The 14,465-nt window shown below is 65.2% G+C and carries 16 protein-coding genes; 8 read left to right on the forward strand and 8 right to left on the reverse strand.

What is annotated here, in order from left to right; genetic code table 11:
• Nucleotides 1-24: 24 nt before the first annotated feature.
• Complete coding sequence (locus tag HGI46_RS16405) at nt 25-1,080, forward strand: DUF2332 domain-containing protein (protein WP_168905118.1); 1,056 nt, start codon at nt 25-27, stop codon at nt 1,078-1,080.
• A gap of 45 nt (nt 1,081-1,125) precedes the next feature.
• Nucleotides 1,126-1,845: an extensin family protein gene (locus HGI46_RS16410; RefSeq protein ID WP_168905119.1), complete on the forward strand. Its 720-nt coding sequence runs from the start codon at nt 1,126-1,128 to the stop codon at nt 1,843-1,845.
• 3 nt (nt 1,846-1,848) lie between these two features.
• On the opposite strand, the gene HGI46_RS16415 is transcribed toward HGI46_RS16410, so the two are convergent.
• From HGI46_RS16415 to HGI46_RS16430, 4 genes are all read right to left on the reverse strand, one after another.
• Nucleotides 1,849-2,736 carry an alpha/beta hydrolase gene (locus tag HGI46_RS16415; RefSeq protein ID WP_168905120.1) on the reverse strand — a complete coding sequence of 296 codons (888 nt, stop codon included), beginning with the start codon at nt 2,734-2,736 and terminating at the stop codon, nt 1,849-1,851.
• On the reverse strand, nt 2,733-3,551 hold the full coding sequence (locus HGI46_RS16420; RefSeq protein WP_118073053.1) for an SDR family NAD(P)-dependent oxidoreductase: 819 nt from the start codon (nt 3,549-3,551) through the stop codon (nt 2,733-2,735). Before HGI46_RS16420 ends, HGI46_RS16415 begins: the two co-directional genes overlap by 4 nt.
• Nucleotides 3,552-3,649: 98 nt before the next feature.
• Nucleotides 3,650-5,188, reverse strand: a complete 1,539-nt coding sequence (locus HGI46_RS16425) for a methyl-accepting chemotaxis protein (protein WP_168905121.1) — start codon at nt 5,186-5,188, stop codon at nt 3,650-3,652.
• Nucleotides 5,188-5,514, reverse strand: coding sequence for a hypothetical protein (locus HGI46_RS16430; RefSeq protein ID WP_168905122.1), 327 nt, complete (start codon nt 5,512-5,514; stop codon nt 5,188-5,190). The genes HGI46_RS16425 and HGI46_RS16430 overlap by 1 nt, the downstream gene beginning before the upstream one ends.
• Before the next feature lie 181 nt (nt 5,515-5,695).
• On the opposite strand from HGI46_RS16430, the gene rlmJ reads away from it, so the two are divergent.
• Nucleotides 5,696-6,550 (forward strand): 23S rRNA (adenine(2030)-N(6))-methyltransferase RlmJ, encoded by an 855-nt coding sequence (gene rlmJ / locus HGI46_RS16435; protein WP_168905123.1) that lies wholly within the window; start codon nt 5,696-5,698, stop codon nt 6,548-6,550.
• A 3-nt stretch (nt 6,551-6,553) separates the two neighbouring features.
• Here rlmJ and HGI46_RS16440 read toward each other — a convergent pair whose 3' ends face one another.
• Genes HGI46_RS16440 through HGI46_RS16450 form a run of 3 tightly spaced genes read right to left on the reverse strand, consistent with a single transcriptional unit; the run spans nt 6,554 to nt 8,155 of the window.
• On the reverse strand, nt 6,554-7,444 hold the full coding sequence (locus HGI46_RS16440; protein WP_168905124.1) for a pirin family protein: 891 nt from the start codon (nt 7,442-7,444) through the stop codon (nt 6,554-6,556).
• The gene (locus HGI46_RS16445; protein WP_168905125.1) at nt 7,441-7,890 is read right to left on the reverse strand and encodes an NUDIX domain-containing protein; all 450 of its coding nucleotides are present in this window, start codon (nt 7,888-7,890) and stop codon (nt 7,441-7,443) included. The genes HGI46_RS16440 and HGI46_RS16445 overlap by 4 nt, the downstream gene beginning before the upstream one ends.
• The gene (locus HGI46_RS16450; RefSeq protein ID WP_118073059.1) at nt 7,883-8,155 is read right to left on the reverse strand and encodes a BolA family protein; all 273 of its coding nucleotides are present in this window, start codon (nt 8,153-8,155) and stop codon (nt 7,883-7,885) included. Before HGI46_RS16450 ends, HGI46_RS16445 begins: the two co-directional genes overlap by 8 nt.
• A gap of 40 nt (nt 8,156-8,195) precedes the next feature.
• Here HGI46_RS16450 and HGI46_RS16455 point away from each other — a divergent pair, with 40 nt between their 5' ends.
• Nucleotides 8,196-8,786 (forward strand): J domain-containing protein, encoded by a 591-nt coding sequence (locus HGI46_RS16455; RefSeq protein ID WP_118073060.1) that lies wholly within the window; start codon nt 8,196-8,198, stop codon nt 8,784-8,786.
• Between the two features lie 110 nt (nt 8,787-8,896).
• Entirely contained in the window at nt 8,897-9,739 is an 843-nt protein-coding gene (locus tag HGI46_RS16460; RefSeq protein ID WP_168905126.1) for an N-acetylmuramoyl-L-alanine amidase, read from the forward strand.
• Nucleotides 9,740-9,802: 63 nt separating this feature from the next.
• On the opposite strand, the gene HGI46_RS16465 is transcribed toward HGI46_RS16460, so the two are convergent.
• Nucleotides 9,803-11,407 carry a phosphoenolpyruvate carboxykinase gene (locus HGI46_RS16465; protein WP_118073062.1) on the reverse strand — a complete coding sequence of 535 codons (1,605 nt, stop codon included), beginning with the start codon at nt 11,405-11,407 and terminating at the stop codon, nt 9,803-9,805.
• A 281-nt stretch (nt 11,408-11,688) separates the two neighbouring features.
• Here HGI46_RS16465 and HGI46_RS16470 point away from each other — a divergent pair, with 281 nt between their 5' ends.
• The 3 genes from HGI46_RS16470 to HGI46_RS16480 are packed head-to-tail and all read left to right on the forward strand — an operon-like array spanning nt 11,689 to nt 14,403.
• Nucleotides 11,689-12,405, forward strand: coding sequence for a response regulator transcription factor (locus HGI46_RS16470; protein ID WP_118074648.1), 717 nt, complete (start codon nt 11,689-11,691; stop codon nt 12,403-12,405).
• Nucleotides 12,344-13,981: a stimulus-sensing domain-containing protein gene (locus HGI46_RS16475; RefSeq protein ID WP_168905127.1), complete on the forward strand. Its 1,638-nt coding sequence runs from the start codon at nt 12,344-12,346 to the stop codon at nt 13,979-13,981. The genes HGI46_RS16470 and HGI46_RS16475 overlap by 62 nt, the downstream gene beginning before the upstream one ends.
• Nucleotides 13,978-14,403: an HPr kinase/phosphatase C-terminal domain-containing protein gene (locus tag HGI46_RS16480; RefSeq protein ID WP_118073064.1), complete on the forward strand. Its 426-nt coding sequence runs from the start codon at nt 13,978-13,980 to the stop codon at nt 14,401-14,403. The genes HGI46_RS16475 and HGI46_RS16480 overlap by 4 nt, the downstream gene beginning before the upstream one ends.
• The last annotated feature ends 62 nt before the right edge of the window (nt 14,404-14,465 follow it).

The raw sequence follows: 14,465 nt of genomic DNA on the forward strand, positions 1-14,465 counted from the left end.
CAGCACGGCGCAAAGGGCAACCGAATGAACCCGATCATGGAGATCGAAGAGGCCGCAAAAGCCATAGAATGGCAGGCTGACCACGCCACGAACAATGGTGCACCCTGCACGGGGCGGGTGGTGCGGGCGCAATTGCGGCTGCTGGATGGCGACACCGAGGTCGGCAAGCGAATCGCGGCGTGGCCGGGAAAGCCGCTGGAGGACGCCTTGCCGCTGCGGCTGGCGGGCGGGCATCACAACCTCGTGCTGACGGGCAAGGATGCGCGCCTCGCCCCGGTCTATCGCGGCGAGGTGACCGATCAGGCCGAGGTCGATGCGCTGGTGGTTGCGGCAACGCGGGAGCATGACGCCGAGTTGCTGCCGTGGCTCGACGGGCCGCCGCAGACCAACGAGGCGGGGCGGTCGGCCTCGATCATGGCGGCGCTGCTGTGGCTTTCGGCCCGCGTCGGCCCGCGCTTCGAGCTGAACGAGCTGGGGGCCAGTGCCGGCGTCAACACGATGATGGAGCGGTTCTTCTTCGATCTCGGCGGGACGACGGCTGGCCCAGCGGATTCGCCGATGCGGATCGTGCCGGAGTGGCGCGGGGCCCCGCCGCCGCAGGCAGAGGTCGAGATCGTGGGCATCAAGGGCTGTGACCGCGCGCCGATGAACCTTGCCGATCCGGAACAGGCGTTGCGGCTCAAGTCCTACGTCTGGGCCGAGGTGACAGAGCGCATCGGACGGATCGACGCGGCGATTGCCCTGGCTGGGGAGAAGGCCCCGGACGTGGTACAGATGGACGCGGGCGACTTCGTGGCCGAACGGCTGGCGGCACCGCAGGACGCCGATACGACGCGCGTGATGTTCCATTCCATCGTCTGGCAGTACCTGCCGGACGAGACCCGCGCGCGGATCGAGGCGCTGATGACCGAGGCGGGCGCGAAAGCCAATGAATCTCGGCGACTGGCGTGGGTCATGCTCGAGACCAATCGCCAGACCTTCCGGCATGAATTGACCGTGCGACATTGGCCCGGCGGAGAGCAGCCCGTGCTGCTCGGTACTGCCCATGCCCACGGCGCCTGGGTGGAGTGGCTGCCCTAAGGTCTGCCTCACGAAACGAACGCTTTGCGCAATGGTTGAGCGAGGATGCGTCGCTCTTTTCTCCGCACTGTCGTCGTCCTGCTGGTCATCGCCTCGGCGGGTCTGGCGGGGCGGGAGTGGCTGCAGCGGCATCCCGAGCATAACCCATGGGCGCCGCTGGCCTTGGCCGATCCGCCGGGCTGGGCGACGGCGATGAAGCTGCAGACGTTGCGGGGTGACCGTGCGGTGTGCGGCAGGTTTCTGGAAAGCAGCGGAATCATGGCCGAGGCCCTGCCGCCTGCCGGCGAAGGGCAATGCCTGCGGGATGACCGGCAGGTTCTGCAAGGTCTGGCGCAGGCGAAGGTGAGGCTGGCACCGGGCGGAGCGCAGGCGACTTGCGCGATCGATGCGGGGCTGGCCCTGTGGCTGCGGCATGGCATCCAGCCTGCGGCGCAGCGGCTGCTGGGCAGTGCTGTTGCCTCGGTCGAGCATTTCGGCACGAGCAACTGCCGCCGGATCGGCGGCGGGTCGGAAGGGGCGTGGAGCGAGCACGCGACAGGCAACGCCATCGATGTGAGCGCGTTTGTGCTGAAGGACGGACGCCGCGTCTCGGTGCTCAAGGACTGGGGAACGGGCGACGAGAAAGCGGCGTTCCTGCGAGCAGTACGCGACGCTGCATGCCAGAGCTTCTCGACCGTGCTGTCACCGGACTACAACGCCGCCCATGCCGATCACCTGCACCTCGATCAGGCGCAGCGCACCGGCGGCTGGGCGGCTTGCCGATAAATCTCAGCCAAGGAACCGGTCGAGCGCGGCATTCACCGTGTCCGGTGCCTCCCACGGCACGAAGTGCCCGCAATCGTGCACCGGTTCGATGGTGAGATTGGTGACAAGCTTGTCCATGCCATCGAGGTTGCACGGGGGCAGAGCCATGTCGTCCATTGCCCAGATCACCAGCGTGGGGATCTTGAGCGGCGGGACGGCGGCGTCCTGATAGCCCGCAGGCAGTTCGAACGGCGCGTCCATCGGCGGGACAGCCATCGGGCTGGCGCGATACCAGTTGAGCATGGCGATGGCGGCGTCGGGGTTCGACCAGTCCTTGAACAGGGCGGCGCGCTCTTCCTCTTCCATGACCGGCGAGCGGTTCCAGTTGAGGGCTTTCATCAGCAGCGCCCCGAGGCCGTGTTCGCGCACCATGGCGTCGTTGGCGGTATCGCGGAAGGCGCGCATGTACTGGCTCGCCTCGCGCTGCTGCCGGTCGGTCCAGAGCAGGCGCGGGAAGATCACCGGGTGCGGGGCATTGGCGATGACGGCACGGGTAACGCGCGTCCCTTGTCCTAGCAAGGCCACGCCCCATGCAATCGCACCGCCCCAATCATGGCCGAGGATCGTGAACTGCTGCACGCCCAATGCATCGGCAAGCTGGAAGATATCGCCGATCAGTTTGTCGGGCGTGTAGTTCTCCACGCCCTCCGGCTTGGACGAGCCGCGATAGCCGCGCTGATCGGGCGCGATGCAGCGGAAGCGGGAGGAGAGGTGCGCGATCTGGTGGCGCCAGGTGCGGTGGCTTTCGGGAAAGCCGTGGAGGAAGATCAGGGCCGGCGCATCGCGGGGGCCGACGTCCAGCACATCGAGTTCGATTCCGCTGGCAAGTTTCACGCGCGCAAGTGCAGTCATTCCGGAGCTCCCTCGTCCATCTTTTGCGCATAGCCTGCTGCGACGACTGCGGCCATGCGGTCGTGCAGGGCATCGGGCGTGCGGCGCAATTCGCCGATTTCCTTTTCCATGCCCTCGCCCATGATGATCTCGCGCTCGCCTGCCGCTATGGCATCAAGCATCATTCCTGCGGCAATGTCCGGGTCGAGCCCGTTTTCGATGACCGCATCGCTGACCCCACGCCGTGACCCATCGGCCGTAATCGCGTTGCGCGAAACGTCGGTGCGGATCGAACCGGGCGCGATCACGTGGACCTTGATGCCGAGCCCGGCAACTTCGGCGCGCAAAGCGTCGGAATATCCGAACAGCCCGAACTTGGCCGCGCTGTAGCCGGTGCGCATCGGCGAGCCGACCTTGCCGGCGATGCTGGAAACCATGACGATACGCCCTGACTTGCGCTGTGCCATGCGCGGCAGCAGCGCCTGTGTGAGGGCTATGGGCGCGAGCAGATCGACCGCGACGATGCGTTCATAGACGGGGAAGGCGGTGTCCAGCGCAAGCGAGCGCTGCGAGATGCCGGCGTTGTTGACCAGCATGTCGACGTGGCCTTGCCAGCCCCATGCCCGATCGGCTGCCTGAGCGGCGGCGGCGTAGTCGGTCGCCTCGAAGGGCAGGACGAGGGCGTTGCCGCATTGGCTGGCGATCCGGGCAAGCGCGGCTTCGTTTCGTCCCGACAGGATCAGTTGCGCGCCCTGGGCGGCCAAGGTTCGCGCCAGCGCGGCGCCGATGCCGGAGGACGCCCCGGTAATCCAAACGACTTGTCCAGCAAATGCCATCCGCACGTTCTCCCGTTTGGACCGACTCTTAATCGATCCATTAAGGGCATGGTGTCAGGGATTTGCCGGAGAGGGAAGAGCGGGAATTACAGGAGCGATCAGGCGACTCTCAGCACCGGGGGCGAACGCTCCGCGCGCTCATCGTGGTCCGACGTGCGGAACCTGCTGACGAGGCGGCGCAACTCCTCGGCCGCGCGGGCCAGTTCGTGGGCGGCGGCGTTGCTTTCCTCGACCATCGCCGCGTTCTGCTGGGTGAGCGTGTCGAGGTTGGCGAAGGAGCCGCTTACGCGAGCGAGTTCTGCCGATTGCCGTACCGCCGAGTCCGCGATTTCCGATACCGAGCCGCTGACCTGCGAAACTCTGGTCACGATGTCATCGAGCACCGTGCCGGTCCTGCCGACCAGGCTGACGCCTTGGGCGACCTGTTCGCTCGACGTCTGGATGAGGTGGCGGATGCTGCTGGCCGCGTCGGCCGACCTCTGCGCAAGCGCGCGCACTTCATTGGCGACAACGGCAAAGCCCTTGCCCGCATCGCCGGCGCGGGCTGCCTCGACCCCGGCGTTCAGGGCGAGCAGGTTGGTCTGGAAGGCAATGCCGTCGATCAGGGAGATGATCTGGCCGATTTCGTTCGACGAGCGCTCGATCTCGTTCATGGCAGCGACTGCGCTGGAGACGACCGTGCCGCCTGCTTGCGCAAACTGCTGCGCTTCCCCGATGGCTTCGCGGGTCTGGCCGGCATTTCGCGCGGTCTGGTTGATTTCCGCGCAGATGTCCTGCGTGACCGAGGTGTTCTGTTCGAGAGCGCTGGCCTGCTGTTCGGTGCGGCGTGCCAGATCGTCCGATGCGCTGCGGATTTCAGAAGAACCGCGCGTGATGTGATGGGTGGTGGTCGAGACCGCACCGACAAGCCGGTCGAGATCGGTCGTCGCGGCGTTGAAACTGTCCTTGAGTTTTGCATAGGCCGGGGGAAAGTCGACGTCGATCTTGGTGCGAAGATCGCCAGCGGCCAGTTCCTCCAGCCGCTGTTCCACGGCCGAGATCACCAGTCTCTGCTCGTCGGCAACGCGTTGCCGTTCTGCAGCCGTCGCCTCTTCCATGGCGCGCTTGTTCGCTTCTGCCTCAGCCTGGGCGATGATCAGGCGCTGCAACTGGACGCTGAGGAAAACCAGAGCTGCCGTTTCTGCAATCACGACCACCGCGTGCAGGACCACGCGGAGAAAATCGGCGCCATTGTTGTAGACAAGCTCGGGCGCGACGAAGTTGCCGAGCAGGTGATGCAGGGCGGTCAAGGCGGCTGCGGTGATGATCGCGCGCCAGTCTGCCAGCACGACGATAATCGCCAGGCAGGCGAAGAAGACCATGTGCAGGTCTATCATCCAGCTCGATCCGGCCCACTGATAGAGCAGGATCATCGGGAAGGTCATGATGCCAGCCGCAACGGCGCAGCGCTGTGTAGTGTCACCCTGGCCGTTGAGGGCGACATAGGCAGTGAGGGCGGCCGCAATCGTCGCTGCGATCGGCGGCATGAATCCCGATCCTGCCCAGATTGCGCCGAGCCAGACGATCAGGGCGCCTATGAGCGATGCGAACGCCAGGGCACGAAGGCCGTTGGTGCGAAGGGCCTGCAACTGATCCATTACTTTTCAATCCCTGGAGAGCTGGTGCAAAGCCCAAGCGGGACCGCAATCGCGATCGCGCCGTGGCTTAGGGCAGAATACAAGGCGCCATCGGGCGCATGATCGAGGACTATTCCGCCGAGCGGCGTCGTCCCGATGATCCGGGCTCCGCGACCGGTTGCCCAGCCTGCGTAAGAGGCAGAGCCTGTTGGCGAAAGGGAAAGCACGGCCAGCGCCGCGCCCTGCTTGGGGGCAAGTGCCGTTGCCGGAACAAGCGCGCAGGCAAGCAGCAGCAGGCTGAGGCTGCCACGCTGGCGTTTCCTGCTATCGTTTCCTGCGACCCGCATGGGACAAGGATAGCAAACGAGTCTTGCCGGTAAGATATTGGCTGATCCGGATTTATACGTGCAACGGGAGCCGCCCGTGCAGTTCCGGGCAGGTCGGACCTTGGTGGTCGGCGCTTGCCGGCCTATGAGCGGGCGCGCCTGTCAGCAGGTTCGGAACAAAGCGTCGGGATATCCAAGCACAGTGAACTATCGTCATTCCTTTCATGCAGGCAACAGTGCAGATGTCGTCAAGCACAGCTTGCTGATCGCGCTGGTGCGGGCATTGCAGCTCAAGGACGGCGCATTGACGCTGATCGACACCCATGCCGGTTGCGGGCTTTACGACCTTCATGGCGATCAGGCGCAGCGTACCGGTGAGGCCATGCAGGGCGTGATGCGGGCATTTGCCGATGCGGACCCGCTGCTCGATGACTATCGCGCTGCAGTGCGGGCAGTGAACGGGGCGGGAAATGAAGGGGCCGGGAATGAAGGGGCCGGGCCGCTGCTCTACCCCGGTTCGCCGCGCATTCTGGCGCAGCTGCTGCGCCCGCAGGATGCCCTGATCATCAACGAAAAGCATCCCGAGGACGCCTATGCCCTGCGCGGGGCAATGCGCGGCACGCCTGCTGCCGTACATGAGCGCGACGCCTACGAGTTCTGGCTGGCGATGCTGCCGACCCGGACCCCGCGAGGGCTGGTGGTGGTCGATCCGCCTTATGAACAGACTGACGAACGCGCGCGGATCACCAAGACTCTCGCTGCCGCGCAGCGCAAGTGGGCGCATGGCGTGACGGTGATCTGGTACCCGCTGAAGGACCGCTCGGCGCATGTGCACTGGAAGGAAAAGCTGCGCAGGCTGGGCATCGCGAAGCTGCTGAACGTGGAGCATTGGCTTTATGACGCCGACCAGCCCGGCATCTACAACGGCGCCGGGCTGTTCATCGTGAACCCGCCTTATGCGTTTACGCAAGGCCTGCCGCCGATGCTCGATGCGTTGCGCGAGGCGCTGGCGCCTGAGGGGCATCGCGGCACTCTCAAGGCTGAGTGGTTGAGCTGACGACTAGGGATAGCTGACGGTGGTCGCCACCTTCGGCAGTGGGATGAATTCTTCCTCGTCGCCCGGCACTTTCGGGAAGCGGCCTTCCTGCCAGTCGGCTTTGGCCTGGTTGATGCGGTCGCGGCTGGAGCTGACGAAGTTCCACCAGACGTGGCGCTTGGTCGAGAAAGCCTCGCCGCCCATCAGCATGACGCGGCCGCCGGTTTCGGATTGCAGCTTGAGGACTGCACCGGGGGCGAGGACGACGAGGTCGTAGAGGGAAAGGGGGTGGCCGTCGACCTGCGCTTCGCCGCCGACGAGCATGACGGCGCGTTCGTCCGCCTCGGCATCGATCGGCAGGGTGCCGCCGGGCGCGAGCAGGATTTCGGCGTAGATCGTGGCGGCGTGCTGGGTGGTCGGCGCGGTCTGGCCCCAGAGCGTGCCCATGATCACACGGGCGCTGGCGCAAACGTCCTCGACCAGTGGCAGGGCGGTGACCTGTTCGAAGGCGGGAGCGATTTCCTCCTTGCCATCGGGCAGGGCGAGCCAGGTCTGCATGCCGTAGAGGTGGGGGCCGCCGGGGCGTTCGGTTTCGGGCGAGCGTTCGGAATGGACGATGCCGGTGCCGGCGGTCATCAGGTTGACCTGCCCCGGGCGGATCGTGGCGAAGGAGCCGAGGCTGTCGCGGTGGTCGATCGCGCCTTCGAAGAGCCAGGTTACGGTGGCGAGGTTGATGTGCGGGTGGGGGCGCACGTCCATCGCGGTGCCGGCGGGCAGGTGGGCGGGGCCGAACTGGTCGACGAAGATGAACGGGCCGACCATTGTGCGCTGGCGCGAAGGAATGGCGCGGCGGACCTCGAACGCGCCGAGATCGTGGGCGACGGGGGTGATGGTCTGGATGATAGGTTGATTCACGCGTCAGCCTCCAGATCGAGCAGCTCGAGCAGGTTCACCGGAAACACCGGCTCGTGCCACTGTGCCAGTTCTTCGCGGGTAAACCAGCGAAATTCCTTGATAAGTTCGCGCTCGATGGCGGTGTGGCCGGAGGTGTCGGGCGTGAAGCTTTGCGTGCGGACGCGGAAGAAGCGTTCGTCCGAGGTGATCGGTTCGCCTTCGAGGGTGAGGTAATCGTCGGCGCGGCGCGCGACTTCGGGTCCGCAACTGTCCACGGCGAGGCCGGTTTCCTCGAAGAGTTCGCGCACGGCGGCCAAGGCGAAGTCCTCGCCGGGATCGCATTCGCCGCCGACGCCGCACCAGAACGGGCGGCGGTCCTTCGGCGCGAAACGGATGAGGAGCAGGCGGTCGTGCTCGTCGAGCAGGAGGATGCGGGCGGCGCGCCTTATGCGCCTTGGCTTATTCACCGGGGGCTTTTGCCTTGATGGCAAGCGCGTGGACGCGCTGGCCGGGGAGGTCGCCCAGGGCCTTGTTGACCATGCGCTGGCGGGCAAGGCGCGACTGGCCGGCGAAGGCCGCGCTTTCGATCTCTACGGTGAAGTGGGATTCGCCGGTGCCATCATCACCCATGTGGCCCGAGTGCGAGGCGCTGTCGTTGATCACGGCAAGGCGCACAGGCGCCAGGGCTTCGGTCAGGAGTCGTTCGATTTCCTGTGCAACTGGTCCCGTCATGTCTTCCCTTCCTGACTTCCCGTCGCCATGTGGGGCGCAAATGCGTAATGACAAGTTCCACGGCCGCGTCCAGGGCACAGGGCGTGTGTGCAATGCTCCCGGTTGTGACGAGCCGGGCGAATTCCGCGCGCCGGGCGTGCGCTCTTCGGGCTTCGACGGGCCGGGCGATTATCGCTGGTTTTGCCTTGAACACGTGCGGCAGTTCAATTCGGGATACGATTTCTTTGCCGGGATGACGCCGGAGGAGATTCTCAAGGCGCAATCGCCTCTGGCCGGCTGGGAGCGCGAGACGCGGGCGTTCCGGCCCGATGCCGGGATCGATCAGGCGCCGCGCTGGGCAGACTTTGCCGATCCTCTGGAGGCGATTGCCCAGCGTGCCAAGGCGCGACGGGCCGATCACCAGAGGGCGGCCGATGCGGCGCGGCGCGGGATCAGTCCGGACGAGCGCAAGGCCTATGATGCGCTGCACCTGGCCTATGATGCCGATCGTCGGCAGTTGCGGCAGAGCTATTCCGAACTGGTGCGCAAGTACCACCCCGATCGCAACGGCGGCGACCGTACGTTCGAAGGGCGGTTGCAGGAAGTGGTCGAAGCGTACAACCTGCTCAAGGGCAGTGCGCTGTTCGCCTGATTTTCCGGCGTTGCCTGACATTTGTTGCGCCAGTCTGGTGACGTCTCGCACAGACTTTCCATAGGAAATTTCCTATGCCCTCCGTGCCAACAGCACATGGAGGCACGGACATGGCTTACGTCATCAAGAACGGAATCCTCAACGACAACTCCGATCCCGTAAGACAGATCAAATCGCGCAACACCGGGGGCGCCTTTCCGGCCCCGCCGAAGATCGTGGTCATCCACTTTACCGCAGGCGGATCTGCCGCCTCTTCGGCCAACTGGTTCGCCTCGCGCGACAACACCAATTCATCGGCACACGTGGTTGTCGACCGGGATGGCTCGATCATCCAGTGCGTCAATTTCAACGAGGTGGCATGGCATGCGGGCAAGTCGAACTGGCGCGATCTCGTCGGGCTGAACAGGCATTCGATCGGCATCGAGATTGCCAACTGGGGCGCGCTGCGCGGCGGCGCTAACGGCTGGTACAACGCAGCCGGGCAGAAGGTCGACAATGTCGTGATGGCGGTTCACCGCAATGGCAATCCCGATGGATCACGCACGCCGATCGGCTGGGAAGCCTATCCGGCAGCGCAGTTCGAGGCCGTGGTCGCCTTGGTGCGGGCGCTGCGGGAAGTCTATCCGATTGCCGAGATCGTCGGGCATGACGACATCGCCCCGGTGCGCAAGTCCGATCCGGGGCCGGCATGGGACATGGTCCGCTTCCGCCAGCGTGCGCTGGGCGGGCGCGATCAGGATGGTGCGAATGTCGGGGTGGTCCGCTCTCCGGGCGGGCTCAACCTGCGCAGCGGCCCGGGGACGAATTTTGCCGTGGTCCAGTTGCTGGCCGACGGCAGCAAGGTCATGCCGATGGGCGTGAACGGGTCGTGGATCGAGGTCACCACGCTCGATGCGGCGGGCAGGCCGAACAAGACCGGCTGGGTGCACAGTCACTATGTCGACCTCGACTGAGGTCTGAAACGAAACGGGGCTCCCGAAGGAGCCCCGCAGCGTTTTCAGCAGTGCAGCCTGAGATCAGGCGGCGGCAGGCGCCGCATCGCGGACCGACTGATCGACGTAGTCGGCAAACTGCTGGAAGTTGTCCACGAACTTGTGGACCAGTTCCTGCGCGGTCTTGTCGTATTCCTCGGCGTCCGCCCAGGCAGAGCGCGGATCGAGCAGGCGGGTTTCGACGCCGGGAACTTCGACCGGCACTTCGAAGCCGAAGTTCGGGTCCTTCTTGAAGGTGGCGTTGTTGAGGCTGCCGTCGAGCGCGGCGTTGAGCAGGGCGCGGGTTGCCTTGATCGGCATGCGCTTGATGCCTTCCTGCGTGGCCTTGCCACCCGACCAGCCGGTGTTGACCAGCCAGCACTGCGCGCCGCCCTTGGCGATGCGCTCCTTGAGCAGATTGCCATAGACCGACGGGTGGCGTGGCATGAACGCCGCGCCGAAGCAGGTGCTGAAAGTGGCTTCCGGTTCGGTCACGCCGATTTCGGTGCCGGCGACCTTGGCGGTGTAGCCCGAGAGGAAGTGATACATCGCCTGCTCCGGCGTGAGCCGTGCGATCGGAGGCAGAACGCCGAAAGCGTCAGCCGTGAGGAAGATGATGTTCGACGGCGGCGGCCCGAGGTTCTCGGCGCTGGTGTTCGGAATGAACTCGATCGGGTAGGCGCCGCGGGTGTTCTCGGTCTTGCTGGAATCGGTGAAGTCCAGTTCGCGCGTGGCCTCGTCCATCGTCACGTTCTCGAGGATCGTGCCGAACATCTTCGTCGTGGCATAGATCTCCGGCTCGCCCTCTTCGGAGAGGTTGATCATCTTGGCGTAGCAACCGCCTTCGAAGTTGAACACGGCGGTGTCCGACCAGCCATGCTCATCGTCACCGATCAGGGTGCGCGACGCATCCGCCGAAAGCGTGGTCTTGCCGGTGCCCGAAAGGCCGAAGAAGATCGCGCTGGTGCCATCGGCGCCGATGTTGGCCGAGCAGTGCATCGGCATGACGCCCTGGGCGGGGAGCAGGAAGTTGAGCAGGCCGAACACGCCCTTCTTCATCTCGCCCGAATATTCGGTGTTGCCGATGAGGATCAGCTTCTCGGTGAAGTTGACCGCGATCACGGTGTCGCTGCGGCAACCATGGCGTTCCGGATCAGCCTTGAAGCTGGGCAGGTTGAGGATGGTGTATTCCGGCACGAACGAGGCCAGCTCTTCAGCCTTGGGGCGCACCAGCAGGGTGCGGACGAACAGGCTGTGCCAGGCCATCTGCGTGACCACGCGCACGTTGACGCGATATTCGGGCTGGCTGCCGCCGAACAGGTCGGCGACATAAAGTTCTTGCTGACCCTCCATGGCAGCGAGGAAATCCGCCTTCAGGTTGGCCCAGTGATCAACCGACATAGGCTGATTGATCTTGCCCCAGTTGATCGAATTCTCGGTGGTAGCGTCGCGGACAATGAACTTGTCCTTGACGCTGCGGCCAGTGAACTTGCCGGTGTCGACAAGCAGTGCCCCGTCCTTTGTCAGCCGTCCTTCGCCCTTGCGCACCGCATGTTCGACAAGCGGCGCAGTACCGAGATTGGCGAACAGCACTGCCGGTTCGGGGAAGCCCTGGCTGGCGAGGGACACGTTCAGGCTGGTATCGGACACTTGGGGCCTCCCGTTGGTGGCGCTTCGGACAGGGTTTTGCCCGCTTGCGCACGGATTGCGAATACGAATGCGCTGATTCTCGACCTGCGCATAGTCACCTGCGTTTGCTGCGTCAAATGACACGCGGCAACGAAGTTTTTTTGCGCATCGGGTTGCGTTCCATGCAACTGTAAATGCTGCAGTGCAGCGGCATTTGCGCTTGAAGTTGCAAGCTTTGCTTTGGCCCGGTATCGCTCGAAACCATGGCCACGCCGCAACCGCCTCGCGCCGAAAGCGCAGACATGCCGCGCACGATCGCGCTTGTGGATGATGACCGCAACATCCTGACAACGGTTTCGATCGCGCTGCAGACCGAGGGCTTCGCCACGCGGCTCTACAATGATGGCGATGCTGCCCTGAAGGCGCTGCTCGACAATCCGCCGGATCTGGCGGTGTGCGACATCAAGATGCCGCGCATGGACGGGCTGGAATTGCTGCGCCGCCTGCGCGAGAAGAGCGATCTGCCGGTCATCTTCCTGACCAGCAAGGACGACGAGGCCGACGAGGCGCTCGGCCTGTCGATGGGGGCTGACGACTACATCGCCAAACCGTTCAGCCAGCGACTGCTCGTGGCGCGGATAAAGGCGATTTTGCGGCGCAGCGAAATCGTGCGGCGCGAGGCTGCCGAACTGGAAGCGGACAGCGAACCTTTGCCCGAGCCGATCCGTCGCGGGCGGCTGGTGATGGATCCGGCGCGCCATGCGGTGACATGGGGCAGCGAGCCGGTTTCGCTGACGGTTACGGAATTCCTCATCCTTGAGGCGCTGGCGATAAGGCCGGGCGTGGTGAAGACGCGCAACCAGTTGATGGATGCGGCCTACCACGACGACGTGTTCGTCGATGACCGCACGATCGACAGCCACATCAAGCGCCTGAGGCGCAAGTTCCGCGCAGTGGATGGCGAGTTCGGGGCGATCGAGACCCTCTACGGCGCCGGGTACAGTTTTGCCGAAGACTGACGGCCGTGTTCAGCCGGGTTTGCGTCGGCGGCGCCTGCGGGCGCTGTGGCGTATCCGCGGCGTCTCGCTGACCACGCGCATCCTGTTCGTCAACGTCATTGCCCTGGCGCTGCTGGCGGGCGGGTTCTTCTATCTCGACAGCTATCGCACCCAGCTGATCGAGGAGCGGTTCAAGCTGGCGCGGGCCGAGGCGGAGATTGCTGCCGATGCCTTGGACGGGGCGAAGATGGCGCAACGCAAGGAACTGCTGGCGCGGATCGGCACCGATCAGGTGCTGCGCCTGCGGCTCTACGATCCTGAAAGCCAGTTGCTGGCCGACAGCTTCGGCCTCGCCCCCCCGTCGTTCGCGTTAATCAATCCCGAGACCGAGCCGTGGTACCAGAAGGCGGCGCGATTGCTGGACCGGGGGGTTGACTTCATCGTCAACGCGCCGACGGTCGAGCGCTACAGCGATACCTCCGAGCGGCCGGCCGGTAGCTGGCCGGAGATCAAGGCGGCGCGTCAATCAGGGCGGACGGAAGTGTACCTGCGCTATGCGCCCGACCGCACTCCGGTGATCACGGCGGCGACCCCGGTGGGCGACAAGGGCGAAGTGCTGCTGACCTTGCGCAACGCGCTCGACGTGACGCAATCGGTGCGTGATGCCCGCCAGACGCTGGTGATCATCATCGGCATTGCGCTGCTGCTGTCGGTGCAACTCTCGCTGTTTCTGGCGCGGACGATCGTGCAACCATTGCGGGCGCTGGTGCGGGCGGCGGTGCGTGTGCGGCTGGGGCGCGAGCGCGAGGTGGTGGTGCCGCGCCTGCCCGATCGTGGCGACGAGATCGGCCTGCTGGCGCGGGCGGTTTCGGACATGACGACGGCTTTGCGCCAGCGGATCGACGCGGTGGAAAGCTTTGCCGCCGACGTGGCGCACGAGCTCAAGAACCCGCTGGCTTCGCTGTCGAGTGCGCTGGAAACGATGGAGCGGGTCGAAGAGCCGGCACTGCGCCGCCAGCTTTCCGACATTGCCGCGCATGATGTGCAGCGCATCGACCGCCTGATCACCGAGATCGCCGACGCGAGCCGGATCGATGCGGAACTGAGCCGCGCGACCTTTGTCGAGGTGGACCTCGCCTTGCTGGCCTCGCAGGTGGTCGGCGCACGCGATGTGCGGGCCAGCGCTACCGTGCCGATCCGGATGGCGCGACTGGAGGGCGAGACGACCGTGCCGGGCGATGCCGCGCGGCTGGAGCGCGTGCTGGAGAACCTGCTCGACAACGCGGTGTCATTCTCGCCGCCGGGCGGCAGCGTTGACGTCAAGGTCTGGGGTGATGGGGATTGGGCGCATATCGCGGTGAGCGATCACGGCCCGGGCGTGCCTGTGGCAGAGCGGGACAAGGTGTTCGAGCGGTTCCATTCGGTGCGGCCTGCCGAGGAAGCGTTCGGCGCGCACAGCGGCCTTGGCCTGGCCATCGCCCGGACGATTGCCGAAGCGCATGACGGCACGCTGACGATCCATGACCGGCCCGATGGCAAGGCCGGCGCCTACTTTCTGCTGAGCATTCCTCTCGCGGTAGAGGAGGAGGCGGAGTGAGCCGGGCGGTGCAACTGACTTGCGTGGCGATTGGCGGAAGGGGCCTGCTGATCGCGGGTGCGCCGGGGAGCGGCAAGTCCAGTCTCGCGCTCGCGCTGATCGATCGCGGGGCGGTGCTGGTCGGCGACGACGGGGTGATGTTGGAGGCAAAGGCAGGCCGCCTGATCGTTGCCGCGCATCCCAATACGGCCGGAAAACTGGAAGTGCGCAACCTTGGCATTCTCGATTTCCCGGTCTCGGCCCCGGTCCCGGCGGCCTTGCTTGTGCGGCTGGACAGCGCCGCACCGCGGTTTATCGAGCAGGCGCAAGCATATGAATTGGAAGGAATTAGCCTTCCTTCAGTGGCGCTCTGGCCGGAGTCGCCGGTGCTGCCGCTGCGCGCGGAACTGGCGCTTTCGCGCTATGGGTTGACGTTTTCCTGATTGGGGACAGGTCCTTTTTGCGGACTTTCCAAGCGTGCGGCAAAGGCGCAAAGCGGGCTTCC

The sequence above is a fragment of the Novosphingobium sp. ERW19 genome (genome assembly GCF_012641315.1).
Taxonomy (GTDB): domain Bacteria; phylum Pseudomonadota; class Alphaproteobacteria; order Sphingomonadales; family Sphingomonadaceae; genus Novosphingobium.